Origin of the sequence: Aequorivita lipolytica (genome assembly GCF_007997135.1) — a bacterium.
In the GTDB taxonomy this organism is placed as follows: Bacteria; Bacteroidota; Bacteroidia; order Flavobacteriales; family Flavobacteriaceae; genus Aequorivita; species Aequorivita lipolytica.
Window position 1 is genome coordinate 456,702 of record NZ_VORU01000001.1, and the last position, 21,190, is coordinate 477,891.

21 protein-coding genes are annotated in these 21,190 nt (G+C 38.3%); 17 read left to right on the forward strand and 4 right to left on the reverse strand.

What is annotated here, in order from left to right; genetic code table 11:
- Window positions 1–23: 23 nt before the first annotated feature.
- Window positions 24–1,088 carry a hypothetical protein gene (locus ESV24_RS01895; protein ID WP_111814132.1) on the forward strand — a complete coding sequence of 355 codons (1,065 nt, stop codon included), beginning with the start codon at window positions 24–26 and terminating at the stop codon, window positions 1,086–1,088.
- A 133-nt stretch (window positions 1,089–1,221) separates the two neighbouring features.
- Complete coding sequence (dnaG, locus tag ESV24_RS01900) at window positions 1,222–3,180, forward strand: DNA primase (RefSeq protein WP_111813872.1); 1,959 nt, start codon at window positions 1,222–1,224, stop codon at window positions 3,178–3,180.
- Between the two features lies 1 nt (window position 3,181).
- On the opposite strand, the gene ESV24_RS01905 is transcribed toward dnaG, so the two are convergent.
- Both ESV24_RS01905 and nadE read right to left on the reverse strand, forming a co-directional pair.
- Window positions 3,182–3,814, reverse strand: a complete 633-nt coding sequence (locus ESV24_RS01905) for a response regulator (protein ID WP_111813874.1) — start codon at window positions 3,812–3,814, stop codon at window positions 3,182–3,184.
- Between the two features lie 163 nt (window positions 3,815–3,977).
- Window positions 3,978–4,766 carry an NAD(+) synthase gene (nadE, locus tag ESV24_RS01910; RefSeq protein ID WP_111813876.1) on the reverse strand — a complete coding sequence of 263 codons (789 nt, stop codon included), beginning with the start codon at window positions 4,764–4,766 and terminating at the stop codon, window positions 3,978–3,980.
- A gap of 261 nt (window positions 4,767–5,027) precedes the next feature.
- On the opposite strand from nadE, the gene gldB reads away from it, so the two are divergent.
- The 3 genes from gldB to ESV24_RS01925 are packed head-to-tail and all read left to right on the forward strand — an operon-like array spanning window position 5,028 to window position 6,687.
- Entirely contained in the window at window positions 5,028–5,984 is a 957-nt protein-coding gene (gene gldB, locus ESV24_RS01915) for a gliding motility lipoprotein GldB (RefSeq protein ID WP_235003965.1), read from the forward strand.
- A complete protein-coding gene (gldC, locus tag ESV24_RS01920) occupies window positions 5,984–6,322 on the forward strand; it encodes a gliding motility protein GldC (protein ID WP_111813879.1) in 339 nt (112 codons plus the stop codon). The genes gldB and gldC overlap by 1 nt, the downstream gene beginning before the upstream one ends.
- The gene (locus ESV24_RS01925; protein ID WP_111813881.1) at window positions 6,322–6,687 is read left to right on the forward strand and encodes a GTPase; all 366 of its coding nucleotides are present in this window, start codon (window positions 6,322–6,324) and stop codon (window positions 6,685–6,687) included. The genes gldC and ESV24_RS01925 overlap by 1 nt, the downstream gene beginning before the upstream one ends.
- Here ESV24_RS01925 and yihA read toward each other — a convergent pair.
- The gene (gene yihA / locus ESV24_RS01930; protein WP_111813883.1) at window positions 6,662–7,267 is read right to left on the reverse strand and encodes a ribosome biogenesis GTP-binding protein YihA/YsxC; all 606 of its coding nucleotides are present in this window, start codon (window positions 7,265–7,267) and stop codon (window positions 6,662–6,664) included. The genes ESV24_RS01925 and yihA overlap by 26 nt on opposite strands.
- Window positions 7,268–7,304: 37 nt before the next feature.
- Window positions 7,305–8,069: an alpha/beta fold hydrolase gene (locus ESV24_RS01935; RefSeq protein ID WP_111813885.1), complete on the reverse strand. Its 765-nt coding sequence runs from the start codon at window positions 8,067–8,069 to the stop codon at window positions 7,305–7,307.
- 204 nt (window positions 8,070–8,273) lie between these two features.
- Here ESV24_RS01935 and mraZ point away from each other — a divergent pair, with 204 nt between their 5' ends.
- From mraZ to ESV24_RS02000, 12 genes are all read left to right on the forward strand, one after another.
- Window positions 8,274–8,747, forward strand: a complete 474-nt coding sequence (gene mraZ, locus ESV24_RS01940; protein WP_111813887.1) for a division/cell wall cluster transcriptional repressor MraZ — start codon at window positions 8,274–8,276, stop codon at window positions 8,745–8,747.
- Window positions 8,734–9,630, forward strand: coding sequence for a 16S rRNA (cytosine(1402)-N(4))-methyltransferase RsmH (gene rsmH, locus ESV24_RS01945; RefSeq protein ID WP_111814134.1), 897 nt, complete (start codon window positions 8,734–8,736; stop codon window positions 9,628–9,630). The genes mraZ and rsmH overlap by 14 nt, the downstream gene beginning before the upstream one ends.
- A 71-nt stretch (window positions 9,631–9,701) precedes the next feature.
- The gene (locus tag ESV24_RS01950; protein WP_111813889.1) at window positions 9,702–10,022 is read left to right on the forward strand and encodes an FtsL-like putative cell division protein; all 321 of its coding nucleotides are present in this window, start codon (window positions 9,702–9,704) and stop codon (window positions 10,020–10,022) included.
- 171 nt (window positions 10,023–10,193) lie between these two features.
- On the forward strand, window positions 10,194–12,194 hold the full coding sequence (locus tag ESV24_RS01960) for a penicillin-binding protein (protein ID WP_111813891.1): 2,001 nt from the start codon (window positions 10,194–10,196) through the stop codon (window positions 12,192–12,194).
- Window positions 12,191–13,654, forward strand: coding sequence for a UDP-N-acetylmuramoyl-L-alanyl-D-glutamate--2,6-diaminopimelate ligase (locus ESV24_RS01965; protein ID WP_111813893.1), 1,464 nt, complete (start codon window positions 12,191–12,193; stop codon window positions 13,652–13,654). Before ESV24_RS01960 ends, ESV24_RS01965 begins: the two co-directional genes overlap by 4 nt.
- 3 nt (window positions 13,655–13,657) lie before the next feature.
- Window positions 13,658–14,890 carry a phospho-N-acetylmuramoyl-pentapeptide-transferase gene (mraY, locus tag ESV24_RS01970; protein WP_111813894.1) on the forward strand — a complete coding sequence of 411 codons (1,233 nt, stop codon included), beginning with the start codon at window positions 13,658–13,660 and terminating at the stop codon, window positions 14,888–14,890.
- 37 nt (window positions 14,891–14,927) lie between these two features.
- Window positions 14,928–15,287, forward strand: coding sequence for a four helix bundle protein (locus tag ESV24_RS01975; protein WP_111813896.1), 360 nt, complete (start codon window positions 14,928–14,930; stop codon window positions 15,285–15,287).
- Window positions 15,284–16,648, forward strand: coding sequence for a UDP-N-acetylmuramoyl-L-alanine--D-glutamate ligase (gene murD / locus ESV24_RS01980; protein WP_111813898.1), 1,365 nt, complete (start codon window positions 15,284–15,286; stop codon window positions 16,646–16,648). The genes ESV24_RS01975 and murD overlap by 4 nt, the downstream gene beginning before the upstream one ends.
- 82 nt (window positions 16,649–16,730) lie before the next feature.
- Window positions 16,731–17,921 carry an FtsW/RodA/SpoVE family cell cycle protein gene (locus tag ESV24_RS01985; protein WP_111813900.1) on the forward strand — a complete coding sequence of 397 codons (1,191 nt, stop codon included), beginning with the start codon at window positions 16,731–16,733 and terminating at the stop codon, window positions 17,919–17,921.
- Between the two features lie 30 nt (window positions 17,922–17,951).
- Window positions 17,952–19,037: an undecaprenyldiphospho-muramoylpentapeptide beta-N-acetylglucosaminyltransferase gene (gene murG / locus ESV24_RS01990; protein WP_111813902.1), complete on the forward strand. Its 1,086-nt coding sequence runs from the start codon at window positions 17,952–17,954 to the stop codon at window positions 19,035–19,037.
- Window positions 19,038–19,127: 90 nt separating this feature from the next.
- The gene (gene murC / locus ESV24_RS01995) at window positions 19,128–20,483 is read left to right on the forward strand and encodes a UDP-N-acetylmuramate--L-alanine ligase (RefSeq protein WP_111813904.1); all 1,356 of its coding nucleotides are present in this window, start codon (window positions 19,128–19,130) and stop codon (window positions 20,481–20,483) included.
- Window positions 20,473–21,189: a cell division protein FtsQ/DivIB gene (locus ESV24_RS02000; protein ID WP_111813906.1), complete on the forward strand. Its 717-nt coding sequence runs from the start codon at window positions 20,473–20,475 to the stop codon at window positions 21,187–21,189. Before murC ends, ESV24_RS02000 begins: the two co-directional genes overlap by 11 nt.
- Window position 21,190 lies beyond the last annotated feature (1 nt).

A 21,190-nucleotide genomic window follows, 5' to 3' on the forward strand; every position in this document is an offset into this window, starting at 1 on the left:
CATTAATCAAAAATCGAACAGTTATGAAATTAATTACATTCACCATCGCTCTTTCTTTATGGCTATCAGCAATGTACGCAGAAGCGCAGGAAATTGACCACGACACCCAGACAGCTGTAGAACAGTTAACGGAATTGAAAGAAAAAATAATTCAAGAAGAAAAAGATGCTCTTTTGGCTGATGTGGAAAACATCAACAAGCGGCTTGAAACTGGAAGCCTTAATAAAGCCGAAGCTGAAACTCTAAAACAAGAGGCCGCTGAAAATCATGCGCTAAACATCGAAAACCGTTTGGCAATTATTGATAATAAAGTAGCATTGCTAAAGAGAAACGGCAATATTGAAGACGAAGAAGGCGGAATGATTATCCGTATTAGTTCCACTGGTAAAAATAGTGAAAACGACAACGTGCTCTACATTGGCCCCAAAAACAAAAAACGTAAATACGACCGTCGCACATCTTCAGATTTTGTCTTCGCATTCGGACTTAACAACGTAATTACCGAAGGTGAATCACTACAAGATTCAGATTTCAAAGTTGCCGGAAGCCGTTTTGCCGAACTTGGCTGGACGTGGAAAACCCGCGTTTTCAAAAACACTAATTGGCTGCGCGTTAAGTATGGCGTGTCTTTTCAGTTCAATGGATTGAAGCCAACGGACAACCGTTTTTATGTAGATACTGGAGAACAGACTGAACTGCAAAACTACCCTTTGAACTTAGACAAGTCAAAATTTAGAATGGACAATCTCGTGGTGCCAATTCACTTTGAATTTGGTCCTTCAAAAAAGATAGAAAACGATGATTATTTTCGTTATTCTACTGAAAATCAAGTAAGAGTTGGTCTTGGTGGTTATGCCGGAATAAATCTAGGCTCCCGCCAAAAGCTTAAATTCGAAGAAGACGGTGAAGACCAAAAATTAAAACTGAAAGCAAATTATAACACGAACAGTTTCATCTACGGTCTTAGTGGTTACATAGGCTGGCAAGGTGTCGCGCTCTATGCAAAGTACGATCTAAATACTATTTTTAAAAGCAACCCTATAGATCAGCGCAACGTTTCACTCGGACTTCGTTTTGATGTAGATTAGCCAAAAATCGTTTCATTATTCGTTTGTTTATAAACCTGCAAGGTTTTCAAAACCTTGTAGGTTTCTTTTTTTTAATATCCCTATTTTTACACATCCGTAATCGATCAATCCAACAATCTAAAATTCGAAAAATCTGATCTCTAGAACCACCATAGACAACGTTTTTGAAGCCGCCCGTGTAGAGGAGGTAATCGGCGATTTTGTACAACTGAAAAAATCCGGAAGCAATTATAAGGGCCTAAGTCCTTTTACCGACGAGCGCTCGCCAAGCTTTATGGTTTCGCCAGTGAAACAAATTTGGAAAGATTTCAGCAGCGGAAAAGGAGGGAATGTAGTTTCATTTTTAATGGAACACGAACATTTCACCTACCCCGAAGCCATAAAATTTTTGGCGAAAAAGTATGGAATTGAAATAGAGGAAACCGAACAGACCCCAGAAGACAAAGAAAATGCCAATGAACGTGAGAGTCTTTATTTAGTAAGCGAGTTCGCCAAAGATTATTTCCACGGCACACTGCTAAAAACCGAAGAAGGAAAAGCAATTGGTCTTTCATACTTCAAAGAAAGAGGTTTTACAGATGAAACCATCAAAAAATTCGAACTCGGTTATTCGCCCGATTCTTGGGATGCTTTTACCGGGCACGCCATTAAAAAAGGTTACAAGCTAGAGTTTCTCGAAAAAACAGGTTTATCAATTGTAAAAGAAGAAAAACAATTTGACCGTTTTAAGGGAAGGGTAATGTTCCCAATTCTCAGTATGAGCGGCCGCACGCTTGGTTTTGGCGGGCGAATTTTAACTTCAGATAGAAAGGCGGCAAAATATCTTAACTCTCCCGAAAGCGATATTTACCATAAAAGCAAAGTGCTTTACGGAATTTTTCACGCAAAACAGAGCATCGCCAAAGAAGACAATTGCTATCTAGTTGAAGGGTATACTGATGTTATACAGTTTTACCAAACAGGTATTCATAACGTGGTTTCTTCATCGGGAACGGCGCTTACTTCAGAACAAATTAGGCTTGTAAATAGGCTCACAAAAAACATTACCGTTCTTTTTGATGGTGATGCGGCAGGGCTTCGAGCTTCGCTTCGCGGTATCGATTTAATTTTAGAGCAGGGAATGAACGTGAAAATCTGCACCTTCCCAGAAGGCGAAGATCCAGATAGTTTTTCACGCAAAAATTCTTTAGAAGAACTCACACTTTATTTAGAAGAAAACGCTAAAGATTTCATCACTTTCAAAGCATCGCTGCTCGCCAAAGAAGCAAAGAATGACCCGATAAAAAAATCGGAAACCATTCACGATATGGTAAACAGCATTGCCAAAATTCCCGACGTTATAAAGCGCGAAGTGTATATAAAGGAATGTTCGCGAATTATGGATATTTCAGAACAAGTGCTTTTTAACACCTTGGCGCAGATTTTTCAGAAAGAAAGAAAAGATAGTTCCAAAAAAGCGGAAATGCCCCAGCAGGCGTTTGAAGTTATTCCTTCAGAAAAAAAGATAGAAAAAGTAGATGTCCAGCTTCAGTTGGAACACAAAATAATTGAATTGCTTCTACTTTATGGAAATGTAGAAGAGGATTTTGAGGAATTAATTTTGGAAGCGGATGAAAAAGGTGAAATTACCCTAAGACCTGAAATTCACAAGTCGCGCGTTTTTGAAAAAATTTACTTGGATCTGCAGGATGATGAAATTGAATTTACAAACACAGCGTTTAAAGATTTGTATTTTGAAGTGGTAAACCGCTATAATCAAAACCCGGAGGCTAAAGCCGAAACTTTTATAAATGATCTGGAGCCTGAAATGGCTTCTGCCGTAACCCATATTTTAATGGAAGAGGAGCGCTATGTGTTACACGATTGGGAACGAAAGGAAATTTATGTGAAGGAAAAGAAGCAAACCATCGCGCAAGTGGTAAGTGAGACCATTCTAAACCTACGCCGCCATCTGGTTTCCCAAAAAATTAACGAACTGTCAGAAACCATGAAGCAGGAGGAGAATCTGGAAAAAGAATCCGGCCTACAGGAAATCGTAGATTATATCAGCCTTAAAAAAGTGCTTTCCAACAAACTAAATAGAGTGCTGTAAATCAATTAAACTGAAACATACGCGCTTGGTTTATCAATTCTGCAAGACTTGTAACGTTTAGTTTTTTCAATAATCGCGTTTTATAAGTACTCACGGTTTTTTCATTTATCTCTAAAAGTGACGCTATATCTTTATTTCGTTTGCCGTTTGAAAGAAGGTTGAGCACTTCTATCTCGCGTGCGGAAAGTTTTTTGTATCTGCCTACAATCGTATTATCATTAACTGAACGACTATTGAAAGCTGCTGCCAGCTCGTCATTCAAAAAGACACCGCCTAGCGCAATACGTTTAATAGCCTGAAGGAATACTTCGGAAGAAGATGTTTTTGGGATATAACCTGCAGCTCCAGATTTTATGGATCTCAGTGCATAAATCTCTTCAGGATGGGATGAAAAAATAGCAATTCGCATTTTTGGAAATTCGTCACGAATGCTTCGAAGTGCATGAAAACCGTTTATTTCCGGGATGTTCAATTCTAGGATTAAAATGTCTGGACGCTCTTTTTCAAGACATCTCAACAATTCCGATCCGCGAGACACTTTTCCGACGATGGAATATTCATTGGTGCTGTCCAGTAAAACGGATGCGCCTTCTCTTGTTACGGGGTGATGGTCTGCGATTACAATTTTTTTCATCTATGTATATTTTATATGTTCAGATTTATAAAACTCTCAGATTTGGGATTTGTTAATTTTTTAACAATGTAATATTAGTACTACATTCTGAATTTATAAAATCTTTAGATGAAGAATATCAAACCTTTCGTTTAATGGTTAAATTATTCGATAAATAGCACGATTACTTCAAATGTTTAGGAATTTCACAAACGGGAATTGGAGTCATTTTGTGCTGATTGGCTCTATTAAGTCTTTTGTAAATTTCAAAAACCAGTTTTTGTCTACCAGAAAAATCAGAACCGTTTTTGCCGGCTTCCATCGTTTTCATTGCCCATTCCAATTCGTCATAACTCGCGCCTAGCTGATCCTCATCTGATCGGCTATCGCCAAACAATCCATCCGTTGGCGCGGCTTTCAAAATTGAATCTGGAATGCTCAGAGCCTCGCCAAGTTTGTAAACCTCACTTTTCATTAAATCTGCAATGGGACTTAAATCTACGCCGCCATCGCCGTATTTTGTGTAAAAACCAACGCCGAAATCTTCCACCTTGTTGCCCGTTCCTGCAACTAAATAGCGATGCACGCCCGCAAAATAATAAAGGGTTGTCATCCGTAAACGCGCTCGTGTATTGGCGAGAGAAAGATCGAGAAAACTATCTTCTCCAGTTTGTGGTACTTCGTTTTTGAACTGTTCAAAAACGGAAGTCAAGTTCACTTCGGTGTTGCTCACATTCGCAAACTTTTCCTTTAATAGCTGAATATGCTCACGCCCGCGGCTTACTTGGTTTGGAGCTTGGTGAATGGGCATTTCTACACACAGGGTACGTATTCCTGTTTTTGCACAAAGCGCTGAGGTTACGGCAGAGTCAATCCCGCCGCTAATCCCAATCACGAATCCATCCATTCTTGCATTTACAGCATAGGTTTTTAGCCAATTTACAATGTGATCTATAACTTTTTCGGTTTGCATTTTTTTTTGAAATTTAACTTTGAAACAATATAACGGATTTTATTATTTCTAAACATCTAAACATCTAAACATCTAAACATCTAAACATCTAAACATCTAAACATCTAAACATCTAAACATCTAAACATCTAAACATCTAAACTTTTAAACTCATAAACCATAAACTCATTGAGCAAAAAAGTACCTTTGCACGGCAAAAGTTTTTAAAGATAAAATTAATAAAGAGGAATGGCGTTAACCAATAATAACATTTTTTCTGCTATGAAGTATTTCGTTTTGGTTTTTTTGGGAGCTTTCTTTTTTTCGTGTAGTAATAGAAGTGAAGTTGAGGGTGAAATTGAAAAAATTCCTATAAACATTGAAATAATCCGCTTCGATAAAGAATTTGCAGCAGCCACTCCGGCAGACCTTTCATCGTTAAAGGCGAAATTTCCAGCATTTTTTCCGAAGCAATACAACGATAGTATTTGGCTTGAAAAACTGAGTGACACACTTCAAAACCAACTAGAAGAAGAGGTTATTAAAACTTTTCCAAAAGATGAAACATTGGAAGATCTACTTGTTCCGTTATTTCAACATATACAATATTATTTTCCAAAATTTATGACTCCGGTGGTTGTGACCACAACTTCAGATGTAGATTATCGCAATAAAGTGATACTTGCAGATGGTATGCTGGTTATTGGTTTGGATAATTATCTGGGGGCCGAGCACCGTTTTTACGAAGGCATTGATAATTATATTTCGAAGGAAATGAAGCCATCCCAAATTGGTCCCGATGTGGCCGAAACCTATGCAAGACAATATATAAAACCGCCAACCAAAGCTTCATTTTTGGGACAGATCATTTACTTTGGAAAAGAGCTTTATTTGAAAGATCTTTGGCTGCCAAATACTACCGATGCTGAAAAGATAGGATACACCGAGCAAGAATTTGAATGGGCAGCGGAGAATGAAGAATATATGTGGCGCTATTTTATTGAAAAGGAATTGCTTTACAGCACAGATCCCAAAATGGGTGCGCGGTTTATTAGCCCGGCGCCTTTTTCAAAATTTTATCTTGAAATAGACAATGAATCCCCTGGAATGTTGGGTCGCTATTTGGGCTGGAAAATTGTCCGTGCCTATATGGAAAATAACAAAACAGACGTTCAGCGATTAATGGTTATGGATGCAGACGAAATATTTTTAAATTCAAAATACAAACCAAAGAAATAATGGCAATAAAACACACTTCTGAAATAAAACTCAACATAGAGCTTGATGCAAACAAAATTCCTGAAACCATTCATTGGACGGCCGAAGACGGAGGAATATCAAATGAAGAGACCAAAGCAATAATGCTTTCTGTTTGGGATAGTAAAAAAAAGGAATCGCTTAGAATAGACCTTTGGACAAAAGATATGCCTGTGGACGAGATGAAGATTTTCTTTCACCAAACCTTGAGCGCAATGGCAGATACTTTTCAGCGTGCCACCAATGATGAAAAAATGAGCGCTACGATGCGAGATTTCTGCGATTATTTTGCCGAAAAACTGGAGCTGAAGCGCGAATAATGAAGTATATATTTGTTTACAATGCAGATTCTGGAAAGTTGAATGCCTACAAAGATATGCTTCACAAAATTATAAGTCCAAGCACCTATCAGTGTAGTCTTTGCGACATTACTTATGGCGTTTTTAAAGAAAAAGAAATTTGGAAAAATTTTCGCCAAAGCAGTGCCATAGATTTCGAATTTTTGCACAAGAATGAATTTTATACAAAATACAAATCAAAATTTTTACTGAAATATGACTTGCCCATAATTTTGGCTGAAAATCACGGGGAACTTGAGATTGCTGTAAGTAAAAAAGAATTGGACAATCTTAAAAATGCAGAAGAATTGATCACGCTTGTTATTGAACGTTCAACTGTTCATTAAGTTGGTCTATGTATTTTAAAACTTCATCGCGGCCAGTACTGTCGCTTGCAGAAGTAATAAAAAATGGGGGCATTTCTTCCCAAGTTTCCAACATTTTTGTGGAGTAAACCTCAAGGTTTCTTTCCAACGCTTTTGGTTTCAACTTATCTGCTTTTGTGAAGATTATGTTGAAAGGCACTCCTGTTTCGCCCATCCATTCCATAAATTCAAGGTCTATAGGTTGCGGTTCGTGGCGACAATCTACCAAAACAAAGGCGAGCACCATCTGTTCACGCTTTTCGAAATAATTGGTGATGAATTTCTGAAAAACCTTTTTGCTGCTTTTTGAAACGCGGGCGTAACCATAGCCAGGTAAATCTACCAAATACCAGTTTTTGTTAATGAGAAAATGATTAATAAGCTGAGTCTTTCCAGGCCTTCCTGAAGTTTTTGCCAAACTTTTGCGCAGCATTAACATGTTGATTAGGGAAGACTTTCCCACATTGCTTCGGCCTATAAACGCATATTCTGGTAGGCGGTCTTTTGGGCATTTGGCAACATCACTATTGCTCATTAAAAATTCCGCCGATTTAATCTGCATTGCTTAAGTATTTATTTTAAAATTTGAATGTTGTGGCTTAATATCCTCGCTTTTCCAACCAAGCATTAAGCAGTTGGTTAAACTCATCAGGATGCTCCATCATTGCTGCGTGGCCACATTTGTCAATCCAGTAAAGATCTGAATTTGGCAGCAGTTCATCAAACTCCACGGCTACCTCTGGTGGTGTTACATTGTCGTTTTTTCCCCAAATAATGCAGGTTGGTGTATGCATTTTGGGCAAGTCTTTTGCCATATTATGCCTTATTGCACTTTTGGCAATCGCTAAGGTTCTAATAAGTTTATTTCGGTCGTTTACTGTTTCGTAAACATCATCAACAATTTCTTTTGTAGCAATGGCTGGATCGTAAAAAACATTCTCAGCTTTTTTCTTAATATATTCGTAATCACCACGCTTTGGATAGCTTTCGCCCATTGCACTTTCATAAAGCCCAGAACTTCCGGTTATTACCAGAGCCTTGACTTTTTCAGGATACATTTTTGTGCAGAGCAAGCCAATGTGCCCGCCAAGAGAATTTCCCAAAAGAATTACTTCTTCATAACCCAAATGGTCAATAAATTGCGCCGCATATTTCGCAAAATTTTTCACGTTTGTGCGCAATAAGGTCATCTTATAAATAGGCAATTCGGGAATAAGAATTTTATATCCTTTTGGTGGAAAGAAATTTGCAACTCCGTCAAAATTGCTCAACCCGCCCATAAGTCCGTGAAGGATAATAATTGGAGTGCCTTTACCTATTTCTAAATATGAAAATTTTCCTTCTTTCTTTAAGTTTTCTGACATGCTTGGTTGCTGCAATTTAGAATGACAAAAGTAAACAAAATTATTTCATACAGTTCATTTAAACACAGCCTTTGTTTTTTCAAATTTGGAGTAGATATTTATTACAAAGCGGTAAAACTTATCAACAAAGTGGTAGAATGTGGTAAAAAGTGGTAAAAGTTATATATATTTGAAACTATAAATTACAAACAGGGAATATCCACAATGCTCAATCTAGTAGGCACATACGAGTGTAAAGCAGACGTAAAGGGACGGGTCATGGTACCCGCGCCTTTAAAAAAGCAGTTGGCTTCTGTGGCTCCCGAGAGCTTCGTGATTAAGCGTGCCGTTTTTCAGCCTTGTCTGGAAATCTACCCAATGAAAGAATGGGAGGCTTTAATGCTGAAGATGAGCGAACTCAATCGTTTCAGTAGAAAAAACAATGATTTTATTCGAAGATTTACGGCGGGTGTCAAAACCGTTGAGCTAGATGCTACGGGGCGTTTATTGATTCCGAAAGACCTACTTTCTTTTGCAGGCATTAGCAAAGAAATAGTGCTCTCTTCTGCAATAAATATTGTGGAAGTATGGGATAAAGACAAATATGAACAGGCTATTGATGATGCTGCAAATGATTTTGCAGACTTAGCCGAAGAAGTAATGGGAGACAAAAGTAATGATGGTGATGGAATATCATAATCCAGTTTTACTCACAGAAACTGTCGATGGACTAAACATAAAGCCGGATGGTGTTTATGTGGACGTTACCTTCGGCGGTGGTGGTCATTCCCTCGAAATCTTGAAGCGGCTGGGGCCCAATGGAAAACTTATTGCTTTTGATCAAGACAAGGATGCTTTGGAAAACGCAATTGACGACGCACGTTTTCTGCTTATCAATCAGAATTTTAAGTTTCTGAAACAATTTTTAAGATTTCACGGCTTCAAACAAGTCGATGGAATTTTGGGCGATTTTGGTGTTTCCTCCCATCAGTTTGATGTTGCCGAAAGAGGATTTTCAACCCGTTTTGAAGCCGATTTGGATATGCGAATGAACCGCGACAGTAATTTTTCGGCATATACGGTTGTCAACAAATATGAAGAAGCACAATTGCGAAACGTACTTTCAAATTATGGTGAATTAAGAAGTGCACCGGCAATGGCAAGAGTAATTGTCGAGGCCAGACAAGAAGAAAAAATAAAAACAAGCGAACAGCTAAAAAAAGCACTCAGCAGATTTCTGCCGGCGCATAAAGAGAATAAAATTCTGGCTCAGATTTATCAAGCAATCAGGATTGAAGTGAATCAAGAATTGGAAGCGCTGAAAGAATTTTTATTACAGACCAATGAAGTTTTAAAACCCGGAGGAAGAATCAGTTTAATTAGCTATCATTCTTTGGAAGACAGGCTGGTTAAGAGGTACATCCGCAGTGGTTTATTTCAGGGTGAGCCAGAGAAAGATGCGTTTGGTCATTTTGAAGTGCCATTTAAAGCAGTGGGAAAATTCATAATTCCTTCCAAAGCAGAAATTAAACTAAACAATCGCGCCCGAAGTGCCAAGCTTCGCATTGCAGAAAAAGTTTAGTTTTTTGGAAAAAAGAGGAAAGAGTAAAGAAAAAAGAAATATCAAAAATACCTAATTCACGAATTCAAAAAATGAAAGAAGGCTTTTACAACATAATAAAGGGGAAATTTTTGGTAAGTGATGATGCCCTAAAAAACTGGCGTTTTATCATTTTCCTTTCTGTTTTGGCCTTGGTGATGATTGGCAGTTCACATAGTGCAGATAAGAAAGTTCACAGAATTTCAAAATTGAACGCTGAAGTGAAGGAGCGAAAAAGCGAATATGTGGACATAAGAATGTTGCTGATGCAAGCGCGGATGGAAAGCAAAATTATTGCCGCAATGGAAAGTCGTGGCTTAAATCCGTCGTCAACACCGCCCAAGCGAATCCGAATTATCGAAAAGAAAGAATAGGAGTTAGCGAAGAGCCAAAAGAGAAAAATTATTTTACAACCAACAACCAACAACCAACAACCAACAACCAACAACCAACAACCAACAACCAACAACCAACAACCAACAACCAACAACCAACAACCAACAACCAACAACCAACAACCAACAACCAACAACCAACAACCAATAATGGCTTTTGAAGAGAAAAACATACTAAACCGCTTATACATCATCGCCGGATGTATGTTTCTCTTCGCGCTTGCTATAAGTATTAAGTTGATGAACATTCAGTTTGCTGACGGTGAAAAGTACCGTGAGCTAGCTAAGGAAAACACTACAAAAAACTTCGTGATTCCTGCAAATAGAGGTAATGTTTATGCAGATGATGGCAGTCTTTTAGCTACTTCGGTTCCTAAATACGATATCCGCTTTGATGCTGTAACAGTTACTTCCGAAGATTTCAAAGAAAATTTAAAGCCGCTTTCCGAAGGTTTGAGCAAGATGTTTGGTAAGCCAGTTTCGCATTATCAAAACATTTTTAGAAAAGCACGGGCAGATAAAAATAGGTATTTGCTAATCGTTAAAAACTTAGGCTATTCAGATTATATAAGAGTGAAGAATTTGCCGCTTTTCCGCAAAGGACCGTATCAGGGCGGAATCATTGTAGAGCAGCGCACCGTTCGGGAACATCCCATTGGAAAAATTGCACAACGCACCGTTGGCGACGAAGCTTTTGATCGTCCCGGCTATTACGCGGTCGGTTTGGAAGGAGCTTTCAACGATTTATTAACAGGAAAAGAAGGACATCGCCTAAAACAAAAGATTGCAAAAGGACAATGGAAACCTGTTTCTGATGACAACGAGATAGAGCCGCAGGATGGTTTTGATATTGTATCAACTATTAACGTGAACATGCAAGATATTGCGCACCATGCCCTATTGAAACAGCTTGAATATTATGAAGCTGAGCATGGATCAGTTATAGTTATGGAAGTGGCTACGGGCGAGATTAAGGCTGTTTCAAATTTAGGGCGCACTTCTGACGGGACATATTACGAAAAATTGAATTACGCAATTGGCGAATCTCACGAGCCTGGTTCAACTTTTAAAGTAATGGCAATGATGGCTGCATTAGAAGATAAAGTGATAGATACCAGTACCGTTGTGGATACCGGAAACGGTAGAAAAGTATTTTACGGAAAGGCCATCAACGATTCGCACCGTGGTGGTTACGGAAAAATCTCTGCGGCAAAGGCGTTGGAAGTATCTTCAAATATTGGGCTCGCTACGATTATTGACGACGGGTATTCCAAAAACCCAAATAAATTTATCAACCGCTTAAAAAGCTGGCATCTCACGGAAAAAACAGGAGTTGCAATAAAAGGAGAAGGACAGCCAATGATTCCACAACCAGGCGATAAAAAGTGGAGTAAGAATGCCCTGCCTTCTTTGGCTTACGGCTATGGCTTAGAGATTACGCCGCTGCAAACCTTGACTTTTTACAATGCCATTGCAAATAATGGTGTGATGGTGAAACCCAGATTTATAAAGGAAGTGCGGGCTTGGAATGAAAAAGTTACAATTTACGATACGAAGATTATAAATCCTAAAATCTGTTCTGATGAAACCTTGGGAGCTATCAGGGAAATTATGAAGAACACCGTAATTCGTGGTACGGGAAAATCACTTTACTCCCCAGATTTTTCAATGGCAGGAAAAACTGGAACCGCCCAAACTGAATATTGGATGCCAGATTGGAGCAGCAATCGACGTTACATTTCTTCTTTTGCAGGCTTCTTTCCCGCCGAAAATCCAAAATATTCTTGCATTGTGATTATCCACAAGCCGAGTACAAAAAAAGGTTTTTACGGAGCTGATGTTTCGGGGCCAGTTTTTAAAAGAATAGCACAGAAAATATTTACCGAATCTCGGAATATTGACTCTGTAGAAGAAATTGAAAAAACAGATCCAATAATTGAGAAGGATTTTGAAAAATATTATTCAAAACTGCAACAGTCCTCTAAAACTATTCCCAATGTAACCGGAATGGCGGGTATGGACGCGGTTTCCATTTTAGAAAATCTTGGGCTTAGAGTACAGGTTGTGGGTAACGGAACTGTTTCCAGCCAATCCATTAAATCTGGCGAAAATCTTAAGAAAGGACAATTAATAACCTTGAATTTATCGTGATATTGTTAAAGGACATATTGTACAAAGTTACCATCGAAAGTGTCGTTGGAAATACTTCCGTGGCCATACATAATCTAGAATTTGATTCGCGAAATGTATCGTTGAATGATGTTTTTGTTGCAATTAAAGGAACACTTTCAGACGGACATCAATTCATAAAAAAAGCTGCAGATCAAGGCGCTTTGGCTATTATTTGTGAAACGCTGCCAGAAAATATCGTGAACGGAATTACCTACGTTCAAGTTGCCGATTCGCATAGCGCATTGGCAATTATGGCTGCCAATTATTATGGAAATCCTTCAGAAGAATTAAAATTAATTGGCATAACCGGAACCAATGGAAAAACTACGGTTTCTTCACTCTTATATCAACTTTTCAAAAAAGCGGGATTGGAAACTGGCTTGCTTTCCACTGTAAAAATTATGGTCGGCGATACTGAATTCAAAGCAACGCATACAACACCGGATTCATTGACAATAAATAAATATTTGCGTGAAATGGTGGATGCTGGCGTTGAATATTGCTTTATGGAAGTAAGTTCTCACGGAATACATCAAAAACGTACCGAGGCGCTTCATTTTGTTGGTGGCGTTTTTACAAATCTTTCGCACGACCATTTGGATTATCACAAAGATTTCGCAGAATACCGTGATGTGAAAAAATATTTTTTTGACGGCTTGCCCAAAACCGCTTTCGCATTGGTAAATGTGGACGATAAAAACGGCGTGGTAATGCTTCAAAATACGAAAGCGAAAAAACAAACTTACGCCCTAAAAACCTATGCTGATTATAAAGCACAGGTTTTGGAAAGTCAATTCACTGGACAACTTTTGAAAATAAACAACCAAGAAGTGTGGGTGAAATTGATTGGCGGTTTCAACGCTTATAACTTGTTGGCAATCTATGGAACAGCCCAGCTTTTAGGATTGAAAGAGCTTGAAACCCTTCAATTAATGAGCACGTTAGAAAGTGTGGGCGGACGGTTTCAGTATTTAATTTCAGAAAAGAAAATCACCGCGATAGTTGATTATGCACATACACCCGATGCGTTGAAAAATGTTTTGGAAACCATAAACAGCATCCGTACCGGCAACGAAGAAGTAATTACCGTTGTAGGATGCGGCGGCGACCGCGACGCACAGAAACGCCCGGTGATGGGAAACATAGCAGCTTCGTTAAGCACAAAAGTGGTTTTTACAAGCGACAATCCGCGTACGGAAAATCCCGAAAAAATTATAGAACAAATTGAAACAGGCGTACCTGCAGAACATTATAAAAAGACGATTTCAATCACCAATAGAAAGGAAGCCATAAAAGCTGCCTGCCAGATGGCGCAGGAAAACGACATTATTTTAATTGCAGGAAAAGGCCACGAGACCTATCAAGAAATTAACGGAGAGCGATTCGATTTTGATGATTTCAAAATAGTAAATCAACTTTTAACAACCCTAAACAAATAGCCAATGCTGTATTATCTGTTTGATTATTTAGATAAAACGTACGATTTGCCGGGCGCTGGGTTGTTTAATTTTATTACGTTCCGTGCTATCTTGGCGGTTATTCTTTCACTTTTTATTGCTTCGGTTTACGGTAAAAAAATAATTAATTATTTACAAAAAAAGCAGGTAGGTGAATCTATTCGCGATCTCGGTTTGGATGGCCAAAACGAAAAAGCCGGAACGCCAACAATGGGAGGAATCATCATAATTCTTGCTACGTTAGTTCCAGTGTTTCTTTTCGCGAAACTCGAGAATATATATGTAATCCTTTTGATAGTAACCACGCTGTGGATGGGAACCATTGGTTTCATTGACGATTATATCAAAAAATTCAAAAACGACAAACAGGGTCTGCCTGGAAAATTTAAAGTGATTGGGCAGATTGGATTGGGTTTGTTCGTGGGCGCAACAATGTATTTTCACCCAGATATAGTTGTTCAACGTACCATCGAAAACCCTGGGACCGAAACCCAAATAATTACAAAAGGTGTTACCAACCAATTTTATGTAAAGGACAAAGCGATGCTTACCACTATTCCTTTCGTAAAAGAAAACGAGTTCAATTATGCTGAACTAATTAGCTGGGCGGGCGAAAATTATAAGAGCTACGTGTGGCTAATTTTTATTCCAATCGTAATTTTTATTATCACCGCCGTGTCAAACGGAGCTAATCTCACCGATGGAATAGATGGACTCGCCGCGGGAACTTCTGCGATTATTGGAGTTACGCTCGCACTTTTTGCTTGGGTTTCGGGCAATGTAATACTGTCTGACTATCTCAATATTATGTACATCCCAAACACGGGTGAAATGACCATTTTCATCACGGCGTTTGTGGGAGCACTAATCGGTTTTTTATGGTACAATACCTATCCCGCACAAGTGTTTATGGGCGATACCGGAAGTTTAACCATTGGTGGAATTATAGCAGTAATTGCAATAGCAGTTCGAAAAGAATTATTGATACCTATTCTCTGCGGAGTATTTCTTATGGAAAATCTTTCGGTGGTTTTGCAGGTGGGCTGGTTTAAATACACGAAGAAAAAGTTTGGTGAAGGAAGACGCATTTTCAGAATGGCGCCACTACATCATCATTATCAAATAAAAGGTTTTCACGAAAGTAAAATTGTAACACGGTTTTGGATTGTGGGGATTTTTCTGGCAATCATTACGATTGTAACACTTAAGATTAGATAGGAAGGATTTAAGATATACGATTTTAGATTTACGATTTATGAAGGAAGAGATTAAAAAAAGAATGTTACGCTTTGCGGTTGATTGTGGAAAGTTATGTATGCAATTTCCAATTTCACGGGAATATAATGCTTACTGCAATCAATTGATTAGATGTTCGAGTTCAGTGGGTGCAAATTATACGGCTGCGTGTAGGGGAAAGTCTGATAAAGATTTTATAAATAAGTTGAAAATAGTCGAAGAGGAAGCAGATGAGAGTATGTATTTCTTGGAAATATTAAAAGAAATGTCAGAAATGCATCACACGGAAATTGACCGATTGCACAAAGAGGCGGATGAATTACTATCAATAACGATTGCATCGATTAATACAGTTCGAAAAAGATTAAACTCAAAATGAGCAAACAATCTAAAATCGTAAATCATAAATCGAAAATCGTAATTCTGGGCGGAGGCGAAAGTGGAGTAGGTACAGCCATTTTAGCAAAAAAGAAGGGGTTTGAAGTATTGGTTTCAGACTTTGGAAAAATAAAAGAGAAGTACAAACAAGTTCTTATAAATAATGGGATTGAATGGGAAGAGGAAGGTCATTCCGAAGAAAAAATCCTTTCCGCAGATGTAGTGATGAAAAGTCCGGGAATTCCCGATAAGGCGCCAATCATCAAGAAATTGCACGAGAAAGGAGTGAAGGTAATTTCTGAAATCGAATTTGCTGCAAAATATACAAAAGCAACAATCGTGGGAATCACCGGAAGCAACGGAAAAACCACAACCGCAAGCTTGACGTATGAATTGTTGAAAAACGGAGGATTAAATGTGGCTTTGGGAGGAAACATCGGTAAAAGTTTCGCTGAACAAGTATCCGAAGAAAAGTATGAAAGTTTCGTACTCGAGCTCAGCAGTTTTCAGCTCGACGGAATTGAAACCTTTGCACCACACATTGCAGTTTTGACCAATTTAAGTCCGGATCATTTGGACAGATATGATTACAAATACGAAAATTATATCGCTTCAAAATTCAGAATAACAATGAACCAAACGTCGCAAGACTATTTTATTTACGATGCTGACGATGTAGAAATTATAAAATGGTTGTCGCAAAACCCCATAAAATCGCAACCGCTGCCTTTTTCAGTCAAAAAAGAATTGAATCAAGGAGCTTTCAAAAGAAACAACGAAATAATAATAAAAATAAATAATAAAGAATTCAATATGCCAATCGCAACAATAGGAATCCAGGGAGAACACAATGTAAAAAACGCAATGGCGGCTTCTACGGTAGCCACATTATTAAGAATTAGAAAACAAACCATCCGCGAAAGTCTGGAAGGATTTCAGGGGGTGGAACATAGACTGGAGAAAGTTTTAAAAATCAATAATGTGCTTTACATCAATGATTCTAAGGCCACGAATGTGAACGCCACTTATTTTGCTTTGGACAGTATGGAAAACCCAACGGTATGGATTGTTGGCGGGGTGGATAAAGGCAATGATTATAACGAACTATTGCCGTTAGTGAATGAAAAAGTAAAAGCAATTATCTGTTTGGGAGTAGACAACGAAAAATTAATTAGTGCCTTCGGAAATATTGTGGATACAATTGTTGAAACAGATTCAATGGCAACAGCGGTGCAAGTTGCTTACAAACTTGCCGAAAGAAACAATAGTGTTCTCCTTTCTCCCGCCTGCGCAAGTTTTGACTTATTTGAAAACTACGAAGACCGCGGAAGACAATTTAAAAATGCGGTTAGAAATTTATAAAATGTGAAATACGAAATGCTAAAACGGAAATTTTAGGAACTAGGAACTAGGAACTAGAAACTAGAAATCAGAAACTTTTTAAATGAAAAACATTTTTCAATACATACAGGGCGATAAAGCAATTTGGGGGATCGTAGGTCTTTTGGCACTATTTTCCTTTTTGCCGGTTTATAGTTCTAGCAGTAACCTTGCTTATTTGTATGGCGATGGTAGCACGCTTCCTTATTTGTTGCGACACTTTTCACATTTGGTTTTAGGTTTTGGAATTTTATATGGTGTTCATAAAATACCGTATCATTATTTCCGCGGGCTTTCCATTATTGCTTTACCGATAATTATTTTGTTATTAATTATCACAATGGCAGAAGGAACAACTATTGACGGCGCAAATGCCAGCCGTTGGATTCGCTTGCCGTTCGTAGGTATAACATTTCAAACTTCAACCTTGGCGGGTGTAGTTTTAATGACTTATGTAGCGCGATATCTGTCACGTATAAAAGACAAAACGGTAACCTTCAAAGAAACAATTTTGCCACTTTGGGTGCCTGTTTTTATAGTACTTGCATTAATACTTCCCGCAAACTTTTCTACGGCTGCAATCTTTTTTTCAATGATTGTAATGCTGGTTTTCGTGGGTGGATATCCTCTTAAATATTTGGGAATAATTCTCGGAGTGGGTTTGGTTTTCCTAACAATCTTTGTGCTGACAGCTAAAGCCTTTCCAGATGTATTTCCCAATCGGGTTGATACATGGATTAGCCGTGTTGAAAATTTTAGCGACAATAAAGATACCGAAGCCGACTACCAAATAGAAAAAGCAAAAATAGCAATTGCATCTGGCGGTATAGCAGGATTAGGCCCTGGTAAAAGTGTTCAAAAAAACTTTTTACCACAGTCTTCCTCAGATTTTATTTATGCAATAATAGTTGAAGAATTTGGTCTATTGGGCGGTATGTTTTTGATGGTTCTTTATTTGTTTTTGCTCTTCCGAATTATTGTTGTTGCACACAAATCAACCTCCATTTTTGGAAAATTACTCGTCATTGGCGTTGGATTGCCTATTGTTTTTAGAGCGATGATAAATATGGCGGTTGCAGTGGAACTATTCCCTGTAACGGGACAAAATTTACCATTAATAAGTAGCGGAGGAACGTCAATATGGATGACGTGCTTAGCGCTCGGAATGATTTTGAGCGTAAGTGCAAAAAGAGAAGTGTCTGTTAAAGAAGAAACAGAAGAAAACCCATTAGATATTTTAAGCGAAGCTATTTAGAAATACGAAATACAAAATTGAAGTTAAGATTTGAAATATAAATTCATCATATCAGGCGGAGGAACCGGAGGTCATATTTACCCCGCGGTTGCGATTGCGAACGAACTGAAAACTCGTTTCCCCGATGCTGAATTTTTGTTTGTAGGCGCAAAAGATAGAATGGAGATGGAAAAGGTGCCGCAAGCAGGTTATAAAATAAAAGGACTTTGGATTTCTGGACTTCAGCGGAATCTGTCTTTGCAGAACTTGGCGTTTCCGCTGAAACTTGTTTCAAGTCTTCGGAAATCCCAAAAAATTCTCCGAAAGTTTAAACCCGATGTAGCAATAGGAACCGGCGGTTATGCAAGCGCTCCGTTACTGCGAATGGCGGCATTGCGCGGTACGCCGTGCCTCATTCAAGAGCAGAACAGCCACGCGGGAATTACAAACAAGTGGTTGAGCAGTAAAGTTCAAAAAATTTGTGTTGCTTATGAAGGGATGGAGAAATTTTTCCCTTCAGAAAAAATAAAACTTACCGGAAATCCAGTTCGGCAAGATTTGTTGGATATTTCTTCAAAAAGAGAAGAGACGATTGCTTTCTTCAACTTGAAAAAGGAAAAGCAAACATTGTTGGTTTTAGGTGGAAGTTTAGGTGCGCGAAGAATAAATGAATTGATTGAAAAATCACTACCGTTCTTTGAAAAGCAGAACCTACAAGTCATTTGGCAATGCGGCGAATATTACGAGGAAACCTATAAAAGCAAAGGTTCTGAAAATGTGCAAGTGCACGCATTTTTAAACCGAATGGATTTGGCTTATGCTGCGGCAGATTTCATTATTTCAAGATCGGGCGCGCTATCTGTTTCAGAATTGTGTTTGGTTGGAAAACCAGTTGTTTTCATTCCGTCACCCAACGTTGCGGAAGATCACCAAACAAAAAATGCATTGGCAATTACAGAAAAAAAGGCGGCTTTGTTGATTAAGGAAAGCGATTTGGATGCAAATTTTGAAAATCAATTTTCAGAAGTGATTAGTTCAGAAGAAATGCAAAAAATGCTTTCAGCAAACATAAAAAAACTTGCAAAACCAAATGCCACAAAAGATATAGTTGAAGAAATTGAGAAATTATTGAAATGAGTTTATGAGTTTAGGTGTTTAAAAGTTTAAGTGCTTTTAATACACTCCACGCTTATAAACATTTAAACGATTAAACATTTAAACTGAAAAATGAATAACCTGAAAAACATACAAACTTTCTACTTCGTCGGCATCGGCGGCATTGGGATGAGTGCGCTTGCACGTTATTTCAAAATGCAGGGGAAGTCTGTTTTTGGGTATGATAAAACTCCAACCGATTTGACTGATGAATTGGTAGCCGAAGGAATTCCGGTTACTTTCAATGATGAAATCTCAGAAATTCAAAAGGAGGTACTTTCAAAGGAAAACGTTTTAGTGGTTTATACGCCAGCAATTCCGAAGGGCAACAAAATTTTAAACTATTTCTTTTCTGAAGAATTTTCAATTTTAAAACGCGCCCAACTTTTAGGTGAAGTTTCAAAAAATACACTTTGTTTAGCGGTTGCTGGAACCCACGGAAAAACCACAACTTCAGCAATTTTAGGACATTTATTGGCAGAATGCAATATGCCGGTAACTGCATTTTTAGGAGGAATTGCAGAAAATTACAATTCAAATTTTATTTACAAAGGCAGCGAAATTACCGTTGTGGAAGCAGACGAATTTGATCGCTCATTTCTTCAGTTGCGTCCAGATATTGCTTGCGTAACCTCGATGGACGCAGATCATTTGGATATTTACGGCGATGTTGTGGAAATAGAAAATGCATTTAGATCTTTTGCTCAATTGGTTGAGAACGAAGAAAACGTTTTTATTAAAAGGAATCTTCCGCTGGACGGAATGACCGTTGCCGTTGAAGAACCCGCAGATTATGAAGCTCAAAATGTTAAAATTGAAAACGGCGCGTATCTTTTTGACTTAAAAACTCCGAATGGAACTTTGGAAAATTTAACCTTTCATCTTCCCGGACATCATAATCTTACAAATGCCATAATGGCTTTGGGCATGGCAATTTTAGCAGGATCCCCAACCGATTGTCTGCCCAAAGCGTTGGCATCTTTCAAAGGTGTAAAACGTCGCTTTTCGTATAAAATTAAAACTGATGAATTGGTTTTAATAGACGATTATGCACACCATCCCACAGAACTAGACGCGCTGTTTCAAGCGGTGGATGAAATGTACCCGAACGATCACAAACAGATTGTTTTTCAGCCGCATCTTTTCAGCAGAACCCGTGACTTTGCTGAAGGTTTCGCAAAAAGTTTATCAAACTTTGATGAAGTAGTATTGCTGGATATTTATCCCGCAAGGGAAGAGCCTATTGAGGGAATTACTTCAGAATGGCTTTTAAATCAAGTTGAGGCACAGCACAAAAGATTGGTTTTTAAATCTGCGCTGCCCGAAGTTTTATTGAAATCCAAGTGTAGAATAAAGTTACTCGTAGGTGCCGGTGACATTGGTGCAGAGGTAAATAAGCTAACTAAAATATTAAAAAATGAAGCGTAGTCTAGAAATCATCAAATTTATTGTTCTGCTTGGTATAATGGCTTTTCTTTTCAGCTTTGCCAAAAAGCGGAATGACGCCAGAAAAATTACTAAAGTGGACGTTGTTTTTGTAGATGACAACAGCCCATTTATCACCTACAATACGGTTAATAAATTGTTGATACAAAGTCAAGCGAAGGTTACGAGCATAGGCAAAGAAACTTTAGTTTTGAAGAAGATGGAGCAAAGACTGCAGGAAAATCCTATGGTTCGTGACGCTCAGGTCTATATATCGGTTGACGGTACATTGGGGGCAAAAATTGAGCAGCGCAAACCTATCGGCAGGGTATCTGCTTCGCCGGACTATTACTTAGATGCAGATGGGAAAAAGATGCCCCTGTCAGATGTTTATTCAGCAAGAGTGCCAATAATTACAGGAGCTTCAAAAAATAATTTTAATGAAGTTACGTCATTGCTGCTTAAAATTGGAGAAGATGATTTTATGAAAAGAAGCGTGGTGGGTGTAAACCGAAAAGTAGATGGCGATATAGAATTGGAACTTCGAAAGGTAAATTTTAAAGTGCTCTTCGGAAAGCCGGAAGACATTGAAAAAAAGTTTCAAAACTTTAAAGCATTTTATAAAAAAACAAAGCAAGATAGTACTCTTTATGGGTACGACAGAATAAACTTGAAATTTGAAAGTCAGGTAATTGCCACAAAAAAGTAAG